The sequence below is a fragment of the Curtobacterium sp. ME-Dv--P-122a genome (genome assembly GCF_030209645.1).
GTDB classification, from domain to species: domain Bacteria; phylum Actinomycetota; class Actinomycetes; order Actinomycetales; family Microbacteriaceae; genus Curtobacterium; species Curtobacterium flaccumfaciens.
Map to the genome: position 1 here is coordinate 16,365 of NZ_JARVRO010000017.1, position 18,118 is coordinate 34,482.

The window sequence follows — 18,118 nt, forward strand, 5'->3', positions numbered from 1 at the left end:
GGGACGTTCCGTGCTGCTGCGCGGATCGGGAGCGGGCGCATCGGTGCGCCTGATCCAGTGTGCGTCGCGGTCGGGCAACTTGTCAACCGGTTGACCATTCCGCGCGCTCCGCGCTGTCCGCTCCCCGCCGCTCGCCGCGCTGGCACTGCTCCCGCCGCAACCGGTTGACCGACCGGTACGCTCAGTCCATGCCCGCGTTCAGCCCGGACGACCCCCTCAACATCCGACTCGAGCTCGAGTCGGTGCCCGTCGGGTCCCCCGCCTCGGTGGTCGCCCGACAGCTCGTCTCGCTGCTCACCGCCGGCGAGCTGGCCCCCGGCTCACGCCTGCCCTCGGAGCGGATCCTGTCCGAGCGGCTCGGCGTCGGACGTTCGGCCGTCCGTGAGGCCCTCGCCGCCCTCGAGATCCTGGGCATCGTGCAGATCCGCCCCGGCTCGGGCACCTACCTGCGCGGAGGCACCTCGGACCTACTCCCGACGACCCTGTCGTGGGGGCTCATGCTCGCGTCGAACCGCACCCGCGAGCTGCTCGAGATCCGGTCCTCGCTGGAGCGCACGGCCGCGATCCTCGCCGCGCAGCGCGCCACCGACGAGCAGATCACCGAACTCGGCGAGTACCTGGTCCGGCAGGAGGCGACGCTCGACGACCCGCAGGCCTTCATCGACGCCGACGTCCGGTTCCACGTCCTGCTGGCGCGGGCGTCGGGCAACGACGTGCTCGCCGATCTGCTGCAGAGCCTGCGCTCGATGCTGAGCGTCTGGGTCGCGCGGCGCGTGCAGACCCGGCAAGCGACCGAGGCCGCGTTCCACGAGCACCGCGCCGTCTTCGAGGCGTTGCGCGCCCGCGACGTGCCCGCCGTGCAGCGCGCGATGGACGCGCACATGGCCACGGCGAGCGCCCGCATCGAGCACGCCGAGCCGCTGCCCGCCGACGAGTAGCGGGGCGCGCTCGCGCGCGCGCGCTCGCTTCGTGAGCAGGAATGGTCGGGTCCGTCGAGCCGATCCGACATCTTGTGCTCACGATCAGGCCGGACGGGAGGCCCGGGTCGCGTCCGCCCCGCACCGTGCGGTGTTGCCGGGTCGGCAACACCGCTTGGGTCCGGCCCGGCAGGTGCGCTGGAGTACGAGCATGCACACCCACCACGACGCCACCGCCGCACCGTCCGCCCGGGAGTGGTGGGAGTCCCGCTACGCCGAGCGCGACGGCATCTGGTCCGGCCGGGTGAACGCCGTGCTCGCCTCGGTGATCTGGGGGCTGCCGGTGGGGCGGGCACTCGACCTCGGCTGCGGCGAGGGCGGCGACGTGGTGTGGCTCGCCGAGCAGGGGTGGGACGTGACGGGCATCGACCTGTCCGTGACGGCGCTCCAGCGTGGTTCGCGGGCCGCCGTCGCCGCCGGGGTTCAGGAGCAGACGGCGTTCGTCGCCGCGGACCTCGCCCGGTGGGACACCGCCGCGCGGTTCGACCTGGTGACGGCCTCGTTCCTGCAGTCGTGGCCGGTGGAGATCCCCCGAGCCGACATCCTGCGTCGGGCCGCCGGCTTTGTCGCCGCCGGTGGGCACCTGCTCGTCACCGCACACGCGGCTCCCCCGCACGATGACCTGCCGCCCGAGCTGCGGGAGTACCGGTTCCCCGCGCCGGCCGACGACCTCGCCGCCCTGCAGCTCGACGACCGGTGGGACGTCCTGGTCGCGGAGGTCCGACCGCGCACCGCGACGACGCCGGAGGGTGATCCGCACGAAGTGCTCGACAGCGTCGTGCTCGCCCGGCTGACGCGCGGGTAGCGTCGGTGGCGTGAGCACCGACGACGGCATCCGCGCACTCGTCGTGGACGGTGTCGAGGTCGCCGTCGAACGCAGCGGCGCCGGCACGATCGCCACGTCGTCCCCTCGGCCGTACCTGCACCCGGTCCGGACACTCGGCGGCACCGTCGTCAGCGCGCACCACCCCGGCGACCACGACTGGCACTGTGGCGTCGGCGTCGCGATCCCCGATGTCGACGCCGTGAACTGCTGGGGCGGCCCGACCTACGTCCGCGGCTCCGGCTACGTGTGGCATGACGACCACGGCTCGGTCGAGGTGGCGCACGCCGAGCAGCACGACACGATGTCCACCGAGGAGCTCGCCTGGCGGGGCCCGGACCGCACGGTGATCCTGCGCGAGGACCGCACCCTCTGCTGGCGCGCGGTCACCAGCGGGTGGGAACTGTCCTGGTCGTCGTCGTTCCAGGCCCCCGGTGACTCCCCCGTGCACCTCGGCGGCCCCGGCAGCAACGGCCGGACCGGAGCGGGCTACGGCGGCTTCTTCTGGCGGTTCCCCGAGTGCACGGGAGCGGTCATCCGGACCGCCGATGCCGAGGGCGAGGCCGCCGTGCACGGCTCGGTCGCCCCCTGGATCACCTGGTCGGCGGAGTTCGACGGCGGTCTGGCGACGATCCGCATCGAGGCCCTCGACCACCACGACCCCTGGTTCGTCCGCGCCGAGGAGTACCCGGCGATCGGCTCGGCACTGGCGTGGGACTCCCCCGCCGTCGTGCAACCCGGCGCTCCGCTGGTCCGCTCGTTCCGCGCGACGATCACCGACGGCGGTACGCTCGCCGGATGAGCACCGGGGACTGGGAGTCACGCGTCGCGGCGCTGTGGGACGACGAGACGATCGACGATCAGCAGCGGATCGAGTGGATGCGCGACCTCGCCGCCGACGCTCCGCATCCCGCACTCGGCGCGTTCGAGCTCGGCGGCGCCTTCGACTCGGGCGGCCACGAGGCCGAGGCCGACGTGCAGTACGCCGCCGCGACCGCAGCCGGTCTGGACACCGTCGATCCGGACCGCGCCGCCAGGATGGTCGTCCAGCACGCCTCGACGCTCCGGAACCTCGGTCGGATCGACGAGGCCATCACGATGCTCCGCGACGCTCCGGAGCACTCCGCCACTGGGGCGGCACCCAAGGTGTTCCTCGCGCTCGCCCTGCACAGCGCGGGACGCGCCGCCGAGGCCCTGCGCGTCGCGATCGAGGCCGTCGAGCCGACGCTCCCCCGGTACCACCGGTCCGTCCGGGCCTACGCGGCGGCCCTCACCGAGGACTGACGCGCGTCAGGCGTTCCGGCGCTGGAGCGCGTCCGCAGCCTTGCCGAGCAGCCAGTTCACGGCCCACCCCAGCACGCCGATCACGGGCAGCGCGAGGATGACCACCGTCCACAGCACCTTGACCACCTGCGTCCGGCGACCATCGCGCCAGACCTGCACCAGCGCCACGGCCTCGAGCGCCAGCAGCACGAGGAGCACCACGGCGTGTGCCCCCGACACGTTCGTCAACACGAGCGGTCCTCTCCGCGGCGACGGTCGTCGCCCGCATCGATGACAGTAGGGCTTGCCCGGACTCGTCCGCGTCATCCGTCCGACTGACCGCGCGGGTCGGTCTGGCGATCGCGCTGGCAGGTCAGGCGATCGCGACCTCGCCCCGCGCGAGCAGCTCGCGGGCCCGACCGGCGTCGGCAGCCGGTGGCCGACCGTGCAGCGCGCGGTAGTCGCGCGAGAAGTGCGAGGCGCTCCGGTACCCGACGGCCACAGAAGCCTGGGCGGCGGTGTCACCGAGCACGATCATCCGCCGCCGGGCCTCTCCGAGCCGCAACCGCCGAAGGTACTGCACCGGGCTCATCCCGGTGACCTGCCGGAAGCGCGCGAACAGTGTCGACTCGCTCGTCCGGACCGCCGCGGCCAGGCCGGCCACCGACCACGGGTCCGCCAACCGGTCGGTGAGCAGGGCGGTGGCCGCTGCGACGACGTCGCCGTCGCGGTTGCCGATCGCGGCCAGGATGCGCGGTGCCTGGTCGGTCTGCAGCAGGCGGAGCACGACCTCGCGGGTGACGAGCGGGGCGAGGACCGTCATGTCCTCCGGAGCATCGAGGAGTCCGACGAGTCGGGCGAACGCGTCCGCCAGGGCCGGGGTCCAGCTGCCGAGTCGTGCCGGCGGCGCCTCGTCCTGGTGCGGACGTGACATCGCCGTCGCGACCTCGGCGACCACCGCGGGGTCGAGCTGCCAGACGACCGCGACGAACCCCGCGGGCGGTTCGACCTCGACCACCCCGGCGATCACGGGCAGGTCGACCGGCGTGATGATGAAGCGCTCGCGACCCCAGAGCTGGTCGTCATCCCCCACTACCGAGCGCTTCCGTCCGGCGAGCACCACCGACACCGACGGCGTGTAGCGCTGGTACCCGAGATCGGTCGGACGGTCCACCCGGGCCAGGCGGAGGCCGAGCCGTCCGGCGCGCTCCGTGTCGTCGAGGTGGGCGAGGACGCTCTGCAGCGCACGGTCCAGCCGGTCCGAGGTGACGTCGTCCATGTGCCCATTCTGTCGAGGCGTCCGACGCGAGTGGTGCCCGTGCGGGATCCGGCAAGCACTCCGGAGTCCTGGGCAATCACCGCCGGGTCCGTCGGACCGAGCATCGGAGCATGCAGAACAACGAAGCACTCCTCGACTCCCTGACCACTGACGACCGACTGGCTGGCCGCACCGCCCTGGTGACCGGCGCGTCGAGCGGCATCGGCGAGGCCGTCGCCCGTGTCCTCGCCGCCTCCGGCGCCACCGTCGCGGTCGCCGGCCGCGACCCGGAGCGCACGCAGGCCGTGGTGGACACCATCACCGCGTCCGGAGGCACCGCCGTGGCCGTGATCGGCGACCTGAACAGCCACCCCGACGCGGTCCGTGACCTCGCCGCCCGCGCTGCCAAGGCCCTCGGTGGCCGGGTCGACGTCCTCGTCAACAACGCCGGCGTCTACCCGGTCGGCCCGACCGCACTGCTCCCCGACGAGGATGCCGAAGCCCTCTGGGCCACGAACGTCCGCGCACCCCACGTGCTGGTCGGAGCGCTGGCGCCCGCGATGGTCGAGCGCGGCTCGGGCGTCATCGTGAACATCGGCTCGTGGATGTCCCGCGTCGGCGTCCCGTTCACGGCGCTCTACCCGGCGACGAAGGCCGCCGTCGAGCAGCTGACCCGCGCCTGGGCCGCCGAGTTCGGACCGCACGGCGTCCGGGTGTCGACCGTGTCGCCCGGTGCCACCGCGACGCCCGGCAACGCGGACTCGCACGACGTCCTCGCGCAGATGACGGCGGGCACCCCGGCCGGCGTACCCGTCCGACCGGTCGACGTCGCGTTCGCCGTGCGCTGGCTGGCCTCCGACGAGGCGGCCTTCGTGCACGGCGCCACCATCGACGTGGACGGCGGCCTCGCCGCGACCCGCCTCGGCTGAGCGCGCCCCTGCCGAGCGGGCGAAACACCCGGGTCGGCGCGCGGACGCACCCCGGCATTCCGCCCACTCGGCAGCGTCACCCGCCCCGGGCGAACCCCCACCACCGCGAGTGGTCACGACACACCGCTGGCAGGGGGCCGTGCGGTCACGGACCGTCGCGCGGGAGCGCGTCAGCCGACGGATCGTGACCGCTCGGCGGACGGCGTGGGCGCGGCGGTGGGCGCGACCACCGCACGGTCGGGAGGCGCGGTGCGGGCTGGCACCGGGCCTCCCGTCAGGCCGTGTGGTCGCCGACCACCCGTGGGACCGGCAGCGAGTCGCTGGTCGTGCGCAGGGACTCCTGACGGATCTCGAGCTGCGAGACGGCGAGCGCCGCCAGGTCGCGGAGGTTCGCGAGGTCGTCCTCGGTGGCCTGCCGCGGACGGGTGTCGAGCACGGCGAGGGTCCCGATCGGGGCGCCGTCGTGCTTGACGAGCGGGACGCTGACGTAGAAGCGGATGCCGAGCGGACCGGTGACCAGGGGGCTGTTCCGCATCTCGGGGTGCGCGGAGCCGTCCGGGATCACGACGGGGACGGGGACCGGGGCGAAGCCGTTGCGGAAGCTGATGCTGCGGGCTGCCTCGTCGATGCCCTCGGCGATGTACGACTGGGACCACTCGCGGTCCTCGTCGAGGACCTCGACCAGGGCGATCGGAGCGTCGAAGAGCCGGGCCGCCATCGCCGTGGTGCGCTGCAGCGACTCGTCGGGCAGGGTGTCGAGGGTCGCCGGGCGGTCCGTCTCGGGGCGCGTCGGTGCCGGTGCCGTCTCGTCGGTCGGCTCGACCACGTGGTCGCTCGTGGCGGTCTCGGCGATCACGACGTCGCGGAGCATCGTGACCAGCTCGGCGCCGAGGGGACGGGCCGCGGGATCCTGCGCGGTCATGGCACGGAGCAGGTGCTTCCAGTGCTCGGGCAGGGGCTCGGGGACCACGGGGTCGCGGGACAGCCGGGCGACGGCGGACTCGACGAGCGAGCCCGGGAACTCGCGACGGCGGGTGAAGCACTGCAGCAGCACGAGGCCGAGCGAGTACACGTCGCTCGGCGGGCCGACCTCGCCGCCGCGCGCCTGCTCGGGGCTGAGGTACGCGGCGGTGCCGGTGGTCACGCCGTCGGCGGTCAGGCGTTCGACGCCGGCGGCGAGCGCGATGCCGAAGTCCGTCAGGCGCGCGCGGGCCCGGTCGGAACCGTTGCCGTAGTCGACGAGCAGGATGTTCGACGGCTTGATGTCGCGGTGCACGACGCCGTGGGCGTGGATGTAGTCGAGGGCCTCGGCCATGTCGTAGCCGATCTCGGCGATGTGCCGCGAGGCGAGCGGGCCGACGGCCAGGCGCTCCTCGAGGTCCTGCCCGACGACGAGCGACATCACGATGTAGCGCTGCTGGGTGCCGTCCTGCCCGGTGACGACTCCGGCGTCGAGCAGGCTGACGAGGTTGTGGTGCTCGAGCGACGCCAGCACGCCGAGTTCGGCCTCTTGCCGGGCGATGTCGACGATGCCTGCGTGGAAGAGCTTGATCGCGACCGGGCGGTGCAGGCTCTCGTCCACACCCCGGTAGACGACGGACATGCCGCCTTGGCCGATCGCTTGTTCCAAGCGGTACCGACCGTCGAGCAACGGCGCGCTCGCGTCGTGGTCCTGCGTCGGGATCATCCAACCCTCGTTCTCGGCTCCGGCACCAACGATGCATCTTCGCATCCCGACGGGTATCTCGGTGACGGGCGACGTTTCGCGGCTGAACGGGGCCGTGCGGCGGCGCCGCCGTGCGGCCTGCAAGACACCGGTGTTCGCGGGTCGAACACGCGCAGACCGCGGTTCAGCCTGCGAACACCGGTGTCTTGCGATCCCGGCGCCACCCGTCCGCCCCGTCAGCGACGCGTCGCGACCGTGCTCACGCGGAGGTCCTCGAAGGTGCTGGTGAAGCCGGGGCCCCCGAGCGAGATGAGCCCGACGCGGGGTGCCCTGCCGAGGTCCGCCGTCCAGGTCCCGCCCCGGACGAAGTGCCGCCCGTCCAGGCTGGTGTACGCCGTGTACCGGTCCTCACCCCGGACCTCCCGGTGGACGATCCGGAGCGTGGTGGTGTCCCCGACCGGACCGACGACCATGTTGCCGTAGCTCGGCGCCCCGGCCGGTTGCCCGGACACCTGCTTGCCGAACTCGGTCTGGCGGGTGTTGAAGATCGAGTTCGAGGTGAGGCGGACGTAGTTGCCGTCGTCACCCCACACGATCAGGCCGCCCTGCACGTAGTTGAGACCGTCGCCGTTGGCCGGGGTGTCCACCCCGACCGTGGTCTGGAGCACGTAGTCCCCACGGGGCGCCGGTTCGGACAACACCGATGCGAGCGGCGTCGCCGGCGGGTGGATGTCGGCGTCCTGCGTCTGCCAGCGGAACGTGCCGTCAGCGATGGCCCAGGTCGACGGCTCGGGCTCACGCGTCCAGGCGAGCTGGGCCGGCAGCGCTCCGGGCAGCGCTCCGGGCGCCGCCCCCGGCAGCTCGGCACCGTCGAAGGAGGTCGACAGCGCGCGGATCGTCCGACCCGGCACGTCGACGGGGGCGGTCGACGCCCGGTACGTCGGCCGTTGCCCCGGCTGCGCGACCGGCCCTGGCTGCACCGTGTCGGACGGCCCGGCTCCACCGCGGACGACCGGCCAGCCGCCCTGCCAGTCGAGCGGGTCGATCAGCGCCGGCCGCTTCGTGTAGGTTGGCTGCCCCGCGTAGTACGGGTCGGCGCGGTCGACCGCGTGGTAGATGATCCAGTCCTGGCCGGCGAAGTCGGTGACCACGGTGTTGTGGCCGGTGCCGACCCACCGGTTGCCGTTCTGCGCGAGCAGGGGCGTGCCGCCGACCCGGGTGCTCGTGATCGCCACGCCGTCGCGGTCCGTGAACGGCCCGAGCGGGCTCCGCGACCGGGCGACGAAGACGCCGTAGCCGGTCAGGGCACCGTTGCAGCAGTTCGTGGCGGAGCCCATGAAGTACCACCAGCCGCCGTGCCGCATCAGGTACGCACCCTCGTAGCGGTTGTCGATCGCGATCTGCCGTTCGGTCGACGGGTCGGAGCGCAGGCCGTCGGCGCTGAGGCGTCGGACGTTCACGCCGCCGAAGTAGCTGCCGAAGTACAGGTAGGTCGTGCCCTTGTCGGTGATGACCTCGGGGTCGAACGCCCACCGTGCTCCGTCGCCGTTCGGTGCGGTCTGCGGTGCCACGACCGGGCGGCCGGAGTCCTTCCACGGGCCGGTCGGGCTCGAGCTCGTCGCCACCCCGACCGCGGAGCCGCCGCCGCTCGGTCCCGCTGCCGACGGGGTGTCCGAGGCCGCGTAGTACAGGTACCAGGTGCCCGCCCGGCCACGGTCCCCGGCGCGGTACACGACGTCCGGCGCCCAGATCCCGTTCGCGTCACCCACCCAGGCGGGCTTCGTCGGGAACGCGTCGTTCACGTACGTCCAGTGGGTCAGGTCGGTCGACCGGTACGTCGGCACGGCGTGCTGCACCAGCGACCCGTCCGGGTTCTGCTCCGTCGCAGTGAGCGCGTCGGTGGTGCAGTACAGGTACCAGTTGCGGTCGCGTTGGGCTCCGTGGATCACGGTCGGGTCCGCGCAGCTCGCCGCCGTCTGCTCGTCCGGCAGGCTGAGCGCGACCGGGTTCTGGTGGCTGGGTGCCGCGCGGCCGTGCCGGCTGGCGGCACTCGACGCCACGGTCGTGGTCGTGGTTGCCCGGGTGGTCCCGCCCGGCACCGCGGACGCATCCGCTGGTCCGGCCTGGAGGCCCGTGGTCGCGACGCCGAGGAACGTCACGACGGCGAGGAGTGCGGTGGACGATCGGCGCATGCCGGACCTGCTCTCGTCGTTGAGGGAGGTGCTGCTGGAGGGACTGCGGGTGTCGCCTGGCGACGTGCGCGAGCGTACGCTCGGCTCGACGAAGGAGTCATGCCATGCCCGCGAGGTTCGTCTACTGGATCAACGTCTCCGTCGACGGGTTCGTCGAACGGGCCCCCGGCGAGCACGACGGCCTGGACGGACCCGACTGGATCCGGATCGACGAGCCGCTGCACCGCGAGTTCAACGCCCGCGCCGCCGCGATGACCCTGTCCGTCGAGGGCCGGGTGGTGCGCGACATGATGGACCCGTTCTGGCCGGATGCCCGGCACGACGAGTCGATGCCGCAGTACCTGCGCGAGTACGGCGAGATCTGGACCGCGCAGCCGAAGATCCTGGTGTCCCGCACCCGGACGACCGCCGATCACGACACCCGGGTCATCGGTGGCGACGGCGACGCGATCACCGAGCTGGCCGCGATCCGTGCCGACGGTGAGGGCGACATCGGCGTGGGCGGGCCGAGCGTCGCGAGTCAGCTGCTCGATGCCGGGCTGCTCGACGAGGTCATGCTCTTCACGCACCCGTCGGTGCTCGGCGCCGGTCGGCCGCTGTTCGATCCGCCGCGCTCGGGGCACCGTCCGCTCGTGCAGCTCGACCTGCTCGAGCAGCAGCGCTACGACAACGGCGTCACCCTGCACCGGTACGACGTCCGGCGGTCCTGAGCGCTCGGAACGTCAGTCCTCGACGGGCTCGGTGGCGATGCCCCGGACGTACCAGGCGCTGTCGCGGTCACTGCCGAACCCGTTGAAGGAGACGCTGTCCGCCCGGGGACGCAGCTCCGCCGGAAGGTCGATCCGCTGTGAACCGTCCCGGCAGGACATCGGATCTGTCGGTCGGGTCTGCGAGGCGCCTGCCGACCCGATGGTGGAGGAGCCACTCATGTGCCCGTCCCCGAAGCACGAGAACTCGAGGTGGTCGACCGACTCCGGATGCGGGAACGTGATGGTGACGCCCGTGCCCGGTGCGTCACTGTCGTCGTCCCCGGGCGACACCGCGGCGAACAAGGCGCCGAGCTCGGTGTCCGACTCGACTGCTCGCTGCCGCTTCTCCCAGGCAGACAGCGCTGCCTCGTCGACGGGCGGCGGCCCGGCGCAGCCGGCCAGCAGGAGCACACCCGCGATCGCGGGTAGGAGCAGGGCGGGGACGGAACGCACGCTGTGAGCCTAGTGAGGCCCTGGACTCGCACCGCGGAACGACGGGAGGTGCGGTGCCGGCTGGCACCGCACCTCCCGGCCGTGGGGTGGACGCGTCAGACGTCGCGCCGGCGCGCGAGCGTCAGGGCGAGGCCACCCACGACGAGCACCTCGGCGGCGAGGACGCCGAAGCCGCCCCAGCCGTTCAGCACGACCCCGCTGTTGTCGACCGTGCTCGCGCCGTCGTACGAGTAGGCGTAGAGCTGGCCGCCGGCCGAGTCGGGCAGGAACGCCGCGATGTCCATCGGCCAGTCGACCTTCATCAGTCCGCTCATGAGTGCGAGCACCCCCGGAACGACCAGCAGGAGGCCGAGCGTGATCGCGATGCCGCCGGCGCTCGACCGGACGAGCAGACCGATGCCGTACGCGAGGAGCGCCAGCAGGGTCAGGAAGACCGACGAACCGAGGATCGGCAGGAACACCGACGGGTCACCGAGCTCCGGCTCGACACCGTTGCCGGCCAGCAGCGGGAGCGAGATGAGGACGCCGATCCAGGTGGCGACGGCGCTGACGACGAAGGTCGCGATGGCGAGGACGGTGGCCTTCGCCAGGATCACGCCGGTGCGCCGCGGGTCGGCGGTGAACGTCGAGCGGACCTGGCCCGTGCCGTACTCACCGGTGATGATGAGCACGCCGAGCACGCCGACGACGAGCGACGAGAGCAGGACGCCCACGGCGTTGGCGTTCACGAAGGTGCCGTTGGCGAGGTCCGTCGGCAGCTCCTGTCCGCCGCTGTTCGTGTTCGCCCCGATCAGCGCGGCCATGCCGATCGTGAGGACGACCAGGATCGCGTAGCACCAGAACGTGGACCGGATGCTGCGCAGCTTGATCCACTCGCTCCGCACCAGGTGCGGGAACGACAGGCGGGTCGAGCCGGACATCCGGGTCGACGGCGTGGTGGGCGAGGTGGTGGCGCTCATCGGGTGCCCTCCGATCGGTACTCGACGTCGTCGCGGGTGAGGGCCATGTAGGCCTCCTCCAGGCTCGCGCCGGTCGGGGTGAGTTCGTGCAGGGGGACGCCTGCCTGTGCGGCGATGTTGCCGACCGTCGGTGCGTCGGGCCCGACGACGAGGAACGAGCCGTCCTCGCGCTGGGTGACCGCGGCGTTCGGGCCGATCGCGGTGAACAAACCGTTCGGGTCCGGCGTCCGGACGATGACACGGCTGACGGCGGCAGCGGCGCCGCCACCGGCGACGAACTCGGCGATCGGGGCGTCGGCGAGGACCTTGCCCCGGCCGAGCACGACCACGCGATCGGCGGTCTGCGCCATCTCGCTCATCAGGTGGCTGGAGAGGAACACCGTGCGGCCGTCGGCGGCCATGCGGCGAGCGAGCTGACGCACCCACACGACACCGTCGGGGTCGAGGCCGTTGACCGGCTCGTCGAGGATCAGGGTCTTCGGGTCACCGAGCAGTGCGGCAGCGATTCCCAGGCGCTGCCCCATGCCGAGCGAGAACCCGCCGACGCGCTTCTTCGCGACGGAGTCGAGGCCGGTCATGTCGATGACCTCGTGCACGCGGGACTTCGGGATGCCGTGGGTCGCCGCGAGCGAGAGCAGGTGGTTGTAGGCGCTGCGGCCCGAGTGCACGGCCTTCGCCTCGAGCAGGGCGCCGACCTGCCGGAGCGGGTCGCGGAAGCTCGTGTAGGGCTGGCCGTTCACGGTGGCTGTGCCCGACGTGGGCCGGTCGAGCCCCATGATCATGCGCATCGTGGTGGACTTCCCGGCGCCGTTGGGCCCGAGGAAGCCGGTCACACTGCCGGGACGCACGACGAAGGAGACGTCGTCCACGGCGGTCTTCGGACCGTACTGTTTGGTGAGATGGCTGACTTCGATCACGGCCTCGACGCTACGGGAGGGGCCGTCGGTGCCGCGTCCGCCGTTGGGGGGAGATGTGTGCTCCCACAGGGTGACGCGGGGGCGGGGGCGCGGGGGCGCGGGGGCGGGGGCGCGGGGGCGCGTGGGCCGCGGGGCCGGCGTCGCGCGGGTTTTCGCGCTGGGCGACAGTTCACGCGTGCTGCCGGCCGCGAGGTGTCGCTGGAGGCGAAAGGCCGGCGCGCAGCGCTCACGCAGGTTGGTGGGCCGGACGCTCATCCCGAGGGTCGCGAGCGAACGCAAGGCTCTCCTCGATGATCGACAGCACGACCGCGAGTTCCTCGGCGTCGCGCGGGCCGTAGACCATGAACTCGGTTCCGTGGTCCTCGTACTGGTGCGGGATCGCCCAGCCGAGCTCGGTCAGTTCGGCTCCACGTGCGACCGGGAGGCAGAGGTGGACGGAGGTGTCCTCGACGCCGTGCAGGTGCACGGGCTCGAGTCGTCCGTCCGGCGCCAGTGACGTCCACGGGACGACGTGGTCGTGCTGATCGCGCAGGAACAACGCGCGTGACGACGCCGGCGACACCTGGCTGTGCCCCTCTTCGACGCCGGGCAGGGCGACGGCACTCCCGACGAGCGCTCCCCACAGTTCCGGCGTCGCGCGGTCGGTGAGCTGCCGCTGGGGACCGGCGTCGGACACGGCGGGCCGTTCGCCGCGACGGATGGACCTGATCACCGCTCGACGATACCGGCTCGGCCGGGCTGCGTCGCTCCTGTTCGGGCCCTCACGAGGAGGGGGAAGCGTCTGCGTCGACCTCGTACGCCTCGAACCGGGCGTCGGCGAGGACCGCGTCGACGAGTGACCGTGAGCCTGCGACGACCGTCGAGTCCCAGTCGATCTCGGTGGCGAGCACCCACTCGTGCCCCTCGGGCCAGAGCATCTGCGGGGTGTGCCCGACATCGACGTACGTGCCCACGCGGGCGTCGTCCGTCCAGGACGGGTCGCTGAGCTGCGGCAGGGACATGGAGAGCAGGAAGCACTCGCGGGCCGGCCACAGGAAGCGCGGACCCGCGAGCGACTCCCGGAGCGCAGCCTGCTCCCGCCGGTGCTGCGCCTGGGCCCGGGCCATGTGCGCCTGCATCTCCACGCGCTCGGCCGCCGTCGGCTCGCCGTTCCCCTGCCACCCGAAGCCCAACGTCGACGCGTTCAGGTCCCCCCATCCGTCCCAGATCGCCCCGACCAGGTCGACCGGGGTCGACGTCGCCTCGGCGAGGAGCTCGGTGAGTGCGGCGAGCTGCGTCGGCTCGTACCAGCCTTCTTCGGGTGGATGGACGACCCAGCCGTCCTCGAAGGGCAGGTCCGACTCGTCGTCCCGACCGCTGAGCGTCTGCCACGACACGAGCGGGTCGATCGTCCGACGGGTGCGCTCGGCGACGTCGGCCCAGCGCCACTCGGCCGATTCGAGGACCGGGTGCTCGTCGTACTCATCCACGGTCGTACGGTCTTCGCGATCCGCTCGGAGCGGGTGCAGGATCCGGGCGTACGCCTCGAACCCGGTGCCCGCGACGCCGCCGAACGTGGCGAACGAGCCGGCCCGGGCCAGCAACCAGTCGCCGCGCGAGACGTCCTTGATCAGTTCCACGTGCCGAGCCTAGGACTGACCGGGGCAGCCGTCAGGACGTCGCCCAGACCTCGAACGCCGGCAGGTCCGGCACCGGATCGGTCGCCAGCCGGGCGTGCGTCTCGACGTCGAACCGCTCCGAGCCGTACCGGAGCTTCTGCCGTTCGACGCCTTCCGCGCGGAACCCGGCGGTCGTGGCGACTCGACACGACGCGGGGTTGTTCGAGCGGTGTCCGAGTTCGAGGCGGAAGAGCCCGGCGTCGAACGCCCAGGTCGACGCACTCGTCAACGCACGAGTGGCGAGCCCACGGCCGCGAGCATCGGCCGCCAGCCAGTAGTGCGCCCAGGCCGTGGCGTGCCGGAACTCGATCGCCGCGAGTCCGACGTTGCCGACCGCGACTCCGTCCTCCACGATCGCCCAGTTCTTCGCCTGCTCGTCGAACCGCAGGGCGCCCCTGATGTGCGCGCGGGCCTGCTCCTCGTCATCGAGCCCGACGTCCGGGAACTGCGTCGCGAGGTCCGGGTTCGACCGGCTGGCGACGAAGAGCGCAGCCGCGTCGTCGAGCGACCACGGGCGCAGCACGACGACCATGTGTGGTCTCCCCGACCGTCAGCCGGCAGCGGGCCCGGCCTGCGGGCGGGGTGCGCGGAGGCCGGGGAACTCGTCGTCGCGCCACTCTGCCTCGGCGCGCGTGCCGTTGGTCACCGACTGTTCCTCGCGCTCCCGGAGCTCCACGCGGCGGATCTTGCCCGAGATGGTCTTCGGGAGCTCCGCGAACTCGACCCGGCGGACGCGCGCGTAGGCGGGGAGAGCCGTGCGTGCGTACTCCAGGACCTGCCTGGCGGTGTCGGCCGACGCCTCCCATCCGGTGGCCAACGTGACGTACGCCTTGACGACGTTGAGACGGGCGTCGTCGGGTGCCGGGACGACCGCGCTCTCGGCCACGGCCGGGTGCCGCAGCAGGGCGCTCTCCACCTCGAACGGCGACACCTTGTAGTCCGAGGACTTGAAGACGTCGTCGGTGCGGCCGATGAACGTCAGCTCGCCGTCGGCGTCGCGGACGGCGATGTCGCCGGTGTGGAAGAAACCGTCGCGCATCGACGAGGCGGTGCGGTCGGGGTCACCGAGGTACTCGGCCATCAGGTTGACGGGCCGCTCGGTGAGGTCGAGGCAGACCTCGCCCTCGTCGCCCGGTTCGCCGGTCACGGGGTCGAGCAGCGTCACGGTCACGCCGGGGAGCGGCGTGCCCATCGCGCCGGGTGTCACGGCGGCGCCCGGGGCGTTTCCGATGATCGCCGTCGTCTCGGTCTGCCCGTAGCCGTCGCGGATGGTGAGCCCCCACGCTGCCTCGACCCGGCCGATGACCTCGGGGTTGAGCGGCTCGCCGGCCGAGATGAGCTCACGGAGCGCGCGCGGCTTCGCGCCGAGGTCGGACTGCAGCATCATCCGCCACGCGGTCGGCGGCGCGCAGAACGTGTTGACCTCGGCCTGCTCGAGCTGCGCGAGGAGTGCGGCGGGGTCGAAGCGCGCGGTGTTGTGGATGAACACGGTGGCCTCCGCGATCCACGGCGCGAAGAAGCAGCTCCAGGCGTGCTTGCCCCACCCGGGCGAGCTGATCGTCAGGTGCACGTCGCCGGGTCGGACGCCGAGCCAGTACATCGTGCTGAGGTGCCCGACCGGGTACGACGTCTGGGTGTGCACGACCATCTTCGGCTTCGACGTCGTGCCGGACGTGAAGTAGACCAGGCACGGGTCGGTCGTGCGCGTGACGACGTGGGGGCGGACCTCATCAGCGGGAGCGGGCTCACCCAGGTCGCTCGGGTACTCCGTCCACCCGTCAGCGGGACCGCCGATGACGATGCGTGTGAAGGACCCGCGGACGTCGTCGTACTTGTGCGTCTCGCTCCGGTTCGTGACGACGTGCGCCACCGAGCCCCGGTCGACGCGGTCCTGCAGGTCAGCGGTGTCGAGCATCGTCGAGGTCGGCAGGATGACCGCACCGAGCTTGATCACGGCGAGCATGGTCTCCCAGAGCTCGAGCTGGTTGCCGAGCATGACGAGGACGTTGTCGCCCTGCTGGACGCCGAAGCCGTGCAGACGCGCGGCGAGCCGATCGGACCGTGCGGCCATCTCGGCGTAGCTGAGCCGCTGCTCACGACCGTCCTCCTCGACGATCCAGAGCGCGGTGCGGCTGTTGTCGGTCGCGATGACGTCGAACCAGTCGGTGGCCCAGTTGAACGTGTCCCCGACGTCCGGCCAGCGGAACCCGGCGCGCGCTGCTTCGGGAGAGTCCGCGGCGAGGAGCTGGTCGCGGGCGGCACGGTACGCGGCGGTCGGGTTCACATCAGGCACGGACCGATCATGCCGCATCGGGCTCGGAGCCAATCGATCAGGCGAGATCCCGGAGCCAGCGGTCGAGCCAGGGAATGATGCGCGAGAGGTCGTCCGCGTCGATCGCGTCACTCGCGGCCGCACGTGCCGCCGGACTCGCATTGAGCGCCAACGCACTGGGGAGCGCCTGGAAGAGCGGGATGTCCGAGCGGCTGTCGCCGATGGCGCAGCAGTGTTCGATCGGCACACCGAGGTCGCGAGCGATCGCGAGCGCCCGGTCCCGTTTGTCGAACTCGTCGAAGTGCTCGGCGACGGTGCCGTCGTGGACGCCGCCGTGCTCGCCGACTCGGGGCCCGCCGTTCGGGACGAAACCGAACCGCCGCGCGAGGGAACGGGTCACGGGCTGCCACGCGAGCGACGCGAGCACGGGTTCGACGTCGTGGGCACGGCACCACGCGACGACGGTCTCGGTTCCGGGCAACACCGGCAGGTCGTCGAGCCACCGGTCGACCGTCGCGACGGACGTGCCACGCCACGCGAGTGCGTCGACCTCACTGACCTGCTGGTTGGTGAGATCGCCGTCGGCATAGCGGGCTTCTGCGTCGTCGAGCATGTCCTGGTGCCCGAGCCGGGCGGCAAGGAAGCTGCTGCTGGAACCGGGGCTGACGAGGGTTCCGTCGACGTCGAAGAACACGATGCCGACGGTCACTCTCGGCTGCTCCCCCGCACGACCGCATCGAGCACCCGGATCGTCTCGTCGGTGTCGACGTGCAGGTGCGCCCCGATGCCGAGCGCACGTGCGGCCTCGATGTTCTCGGGCACGTCATCCACGAAGAACACCTCCTCCGGATCCGCCCCGAGGCGCTCGAGCGTGATCCGGAACGCCTCGGGATCGGGCTTGTTCACGCCGATCTCGTGGGAGTAGCAGATCGGGTCGAACACCGCCGAGAACCGGAAGCGTCGCTCCTCTTCCTCTCGGGCACCGTCGCCGGAGTTCGACAGGATCGCCAGGCCGATCGTGCCCCGGAGTCCGGCGAGGAAGTCGTACAACGGCTGGTTCAGGGTTCCGCAGTACGCATCCCAGAAGTCGGCCCGCATGACGGCGAGCTGATCGGCCCCGAGTTCGAGCGCTGCCCCGATCGCACCCCAGTACCGGTCGACGACGCCGGTCTGACGGGAGGCGTCGGGCAGGTCGGCCGCAGCGAGGCGTGCGGAGAAGTCGTCCGTCGTCATCCCGAGCCGCTCGGCCCACCGCGCCCGGAAGCGTCCGGGCCAGGCGGCGTCGTCGACGAGCTCGAGGACGCCGCCCACGTCGGACAGTAGCCACCGCACGGCGGGCCCGGCAGCTCCGGCAGCTCCGGCCGCCCCGCCGGTCACAGCGATCCCCGCAGCTGCCGGATCATCTCGAGCTCGAGTTCGCTCGGATCGAGCACGTACGCCTCGGTCGCCCCCGTCGGCTCGTAGCCACGTCGAGCGTAGAAGGCCTGCGCACGCGTGTTCCCCGCGTGCACGTGCAGCCGCAGTGCCGACCCGTGTGCAGCCGCCCACACCTCGATCTCGTCGAGCAGCGCATCGGCGACACCGGCGGGACGACCCCGGTGCGACGGTGCGACGTAGACGCCGACCAGGAGCGGCCCGACCCGGGGGCCGGGTACGAACACGCCCATCGTCCCGACCCACCGGCCGTCGGCGTCGATGGCGGCGAGGGTGGTCCCGCCGACGTCGTGCTCACGGCGGCCGCGTCGGCGCCAGTCACGCTCCTGCATGCGCTCCGCGTCGGCGAGCCGCTCCCCGTACGCCTTCGGGGTGTCCCGGAGCATCTCCAGCCGCAGTGCCCGCACGGACTCCCAGTCGTCCTCCGTGGTCGGTCGGATCGTCGTTCCCCGCATGACCCGAGCCTAGGGGTGGCAAACCGGAGAACTCGTTCCAATCCGACTGGCGGACGACGCCGAATCACCTGCAACGACCGGGAAACACCCGGAGCGCTCACCAGCCGCACATC

General features: G+C 72.2%; 20 protein-coding genes. 6 read left to right on the plus strand and 14 right to left on the minus strand.

Annotated features, from left to right (window positions below; genetic code table 11):
* Positions 1-188: 188 nt before the first annotated feature.
* The 4 genes from QRN49_RS17075 (at position 189) to QRN49_RS17090 (ending at position 3,084) form a co-directional block, all read left to right on the plus strand.
* Positions 189-938, plus strand: a complete 750-nt coding sequence (locus QRN49_RS17075) for a FadR/GntR family transcriptional regulator (protein WP_111093734.1) — start codon at positions 189-191, stop codon at positions 936-938.
* Between the two features lie 190 nt (positions 939-1,128).
* Positions 1,129-1,782, plus strand: a complete 654-nt coding sequence (locus tag QRN49_RS17080; RefSeq protein ID WP_209082587.1) for a class I SAM-dependent methyltransferase — start codon at positions 1,129-1,131, stop codon at positions 1,780-1,782.
* A 10-nt stretch (positions 1,783-1,792) separates the two neighbouring features.
* On the plus strand, positions 1,793-2,602 hold the full coding sequence (locus QRN49_RS17085) for a DUF6807 domain-containing protein (RefSeq protein ID WP_284756855.1): 810 nt from the start codon (positions 1,793-1,795) through the stop codon (positions 2,600-2,602).
* Positions 2,599-3,084: a tetratricopeptide repeat protein gene (locus QRN49_RS17090; RefSeq protein ID WP_284756857.1), complete on the plus strand. Its 486-nt coding sequence runs from the start codon at positions 2,599-2,601 to the stop codon at positions 3,082-3,084. Before QRN49_RS17085 ends, QRN49_RS17090 begins: the two co-directional genes overlap by 4 nt.
* Before the next feature lie 6 nt (positions 3,085-3,090).
* Here the strand turns inward: QRN49_RS17090 and QRN49_RS17095 are convergent, their stop codons facing one another.
* Positions 3,091-3,303: a PLDc N-terminal domain-containing protein gene (locus QRN49_RS17095; protein WP_241660497.1), complete on the minus strand. Its 213-nt coding sequence runs from the start codon at positions 3,301-3,303 to the stop codon at positions 3,091-3,093.
* A gap of 133 nt (positions 3,304-3,436) precedes the next feature.
* Complete coding sequence (locus QRN49_RS17100; RefSeq protein ID WP_284756858.1) at positions 3,437-4,342, minus strand: AraC family transcriptional regulator; 906 nt, start codon at positions 4,340-4,342, stop codon at positions 3,437-3,439.
* Between the two features lie 110 nt (positions 4,343-4,452).
* On the opposite strand from QRN49_RS17100, the gene QRN49_RS17105 reads away from it, so the two are divergent.
* Positions 4,453-5,250: an SDR family NAD(P)-dependent oxidoreductase gene (locus QRN49_RS17105; RefSeq protein ID WP_284756859.1), complete on the plus strand. Its 798-nt coding sequence runs from the start codon at positions 4,453-4,455 to the stop codon at positions 5,248-5,250.
* A 274-nt stretch (positions 5,251-5,524) separates the two neighbouring features.
* On the opposite strand, the gene QRN49_RS17110 is transcribed toward QRN49_RS17105, so the two are convergent.
* Positions 5,525-6,937: a protein kinase domain-containing protein gene (locus QRN49_RS17110; protein WP_284756861.1), complete on the minus strand. Its 1,413-nt coding sequence runs from the start codon at positions 6,935-6,937 to the stop codon at positions 5,525-5,527.
* A 215-nt stretch (positions 6,938-7,152) separates the two neighbouring features.
* Entirely contained in the window at positions 7,153-9,108 is a 1,956-nt protein-coding gene (locus QRN49_RS17115; RefSeq protein WP_284756862.1) for a glycoside hydrolase family 43 protein, read from the minus strand.
* A 104-nt stretch (positions 9,109-9,212) separates the two neighbouring features.
* On the opposite strand from QRN49_RS17115, the gene QRN49_RS17120 reads away from it, so the two are divergent.
* Positions 9,213-9,818, plus strand: coding sequence for a dihydrofolate reductase family protein (locus QRN49_RS17120; protein WP_284756863.1), 606 nt, complete (start codon positions 9,213-9,215; stop codon positions 9,816-9,818).
* A 12-nt stretch (positions 9,819-9,830) separates the two neighbouring features.
* Here QRN49_RS17120 and QRN49_RS17125 read toward each other — a convergent pair whose 3' ends face one another.
* From QRN49_RS17125 to QRN49_RS17170, 10 genes are all read right to left on the minus strand, one after another.
* Positions 9,831-10,310, minus strand: coding sequence for a hypothetical protein (locus QRN49_RS17125; protein WP_284756865.1), 480 nt, complete (start codon positions 10,308-10,310; stop codon positions 9,831-9,833).
* Between the two features lie 95 nt (positions 10,311-10,405).
* Positions 10,406-11,269, minus strand: coding sequence for an ABC transporter permease (locus tag QRN49_RS17130; protein WP_111055522.1), 864 nt, complete (start codon positions 11,267-11,269; stop codon positions 10,406-10,408).
* Positions 11,266-12,186: an ABC transporter ATP-binding protein gene (locus QRN49_RS17135; RefSeq protein ID WP_284756866.1), complete on the minus strand. Its 921-nt coding sequence runs from the start codon at positions 12,184-12,186 to the stop codon at positions 11,266-11,268. The genes QRN49_RS17130 and QRN49_RS17135 overlap by 4 nt, the downstream gene beginning before the upstream one ends.
* A 226-nt stretch (positions 12,187-12,412) precedes the next feature.
* Positions 12,413-12,898 (minus strand): luciferase domain-containing protein, encoded by a 486-nt coding sequence (locus tag QRN49_RS17140; protein WP_284756867.1) that lies wholly within the window; start codon positions 12,896-12,898, stop codon positions 12,413-12,415.
* A 49-nt stretch (positions 12,899-12,947) separates the two neighbouring features.
* Positions 12,948-13,805, minus strand: a complete 858-nt coding sequence (locus QRN49_RS17145; RefSeq protein WP_284756869.1) for a hypothetical protein — start codon at positions 13,803-13,805, stop codon at positions 12,948-12,950.
* A gap of 31 nt (positions 13,806-13,836) precedes the next feature.
* A complete protein-coding gene (locus QRN49_RS17150) occupies positions 13,837-14,376 on the minus strand; it encodes a GNAT family N-acetyltransferase (protein ID WP_284756870.1) in 540 nt (179 codons plus the stop codon).
* A gap of 18 nt (positions 14,377-14,394) precedes the next feature.
* Positions 14,395-16,155 (minus strand): AMP-binding protein, encoded by a 1,761-nt coding sequence (locus tag QRN49_RS17155; RefSeq protein WP_502869019.1) that lies wholly within the window; start codon positions 16,153-16,155, stop codon positions 14,395-14,397.
* Between the two features lie 19 nt (positions 16,156-16,174).
* Entirely contained in the window at positions 16,175-16,825 is a 651-nt protein-coding gene (locus tag QRN49_RS17160) for an HAD family hydrolase (RefSeq protein WP_284756871.1), read from the minus strand.
* Entirely contained in the window at positions 16,822-17,427 is a 606-nt protein-coding gene (locus QRN49_RS17165; protein ID WP_284756872.1) for an HAD-IA family hydrolase, read from the minus strand. Before QRN49_RS17165 ends, QRN49_RS17160 begins: the two co-directional genes overlap by 4 nt.
* 62 nt (positions 17,428-17,489) lie before the next feature.
* Positions 17,490-18,005: a GNAT family N-acetyltransferase gene (locus QRN49_RS17170; RefSeq protein ID WP_182710718.1), complete on the minus strand. Its 516-nt coding sequence runs from the start codon at positions 18,003-18,005 to the stop codon at positions 17,490-17,492.
* Between the last annotated feature and the right edge of the window lie 113 nt (positions 18,006-18,118).

Coding starts and splice junctions, on each gene's coding strand:
- QRN49_RS17080 (WP_209082587.1), top strand. CDS start 1,129: ATGCACACCCACCACGACGCCACCGCCGCACCGTCCGCCCGGGAGTGG.
- QRN49_RS17075 (WP_111093734.1), top strand. CDS start 189: ATGCCCGCGTTCAGCCCGGACGACCCCCTCAACATCCGACTCGAGCTC.
- QRN49_RS17115 (WP_284756862.1), bottom strand. CDS start 9,108: ATGCGCCGATCGTCCACCGCACTCCTCGCCGTCGTGACGTTCCTCGGC.
- QRN49_RS17090 (WP_284756857.1), top strand. CDS start 2,599: ATGAGCACCGGGGACTGGGAGTCACGCGTCGCGGCGCTGTGGGACGAC.
- QRN49_RS17130 (WP_111055522.1), bottom strand. CDS start 11,269: ATGAGCGCCACCACCTCGCCCACCACGCCGTCGACCCGGATGTCCGGC.
- QRN49_RS17170 (WP_182710718.1), bottom strand. CDS start 18,005: ATGCGGGGAACGACGATCCGACCGACCACGGAGGACGACTGGGAGTCC.
- QRN49_RS17110 (WP_284756861.1), bottom strand. CDS start 6,937: ATGATCCCGACGCAGGACCACGACGCGAGCGCGCCGTTGCTCGACGGT.
- QRN49_RS17105 (WP_284756859.1), top strand. CDS start 4,453: ATGCAGAACAACGAAGCACTCCTCGACTCCCTGACCACTGACGACCGA.
- QRN49_RS17120 (WP_284756863.1), top strand. CDS start 9,213: ATGCCCGCGAGGTTCGTCTACTGGATCAACGTCTCCGTCGACGGGTTC.
- QRN49_RS17100 (WP_284756858.1), bottom strand. CDS start 4,342: ATGGACGACGTCACCTCGGACCGGCTGGACCGTGCGCTGCAGAGCGTC.
- QRN49_RS17155 (WP_502869019.1), bottom strand. CDS start 16,155: ATGCGGCATGATCGGTCCGTGCCTGATGTGAACCCGACCGCCGCGTAC.
- QRN49_RS17150 (WP_284756870.1), bottom strand. CDS start 14,376: ATGGTCGTCGTGCTGCGCCCGTGGTCGCTCGACGACGCGGCTGCGCTC.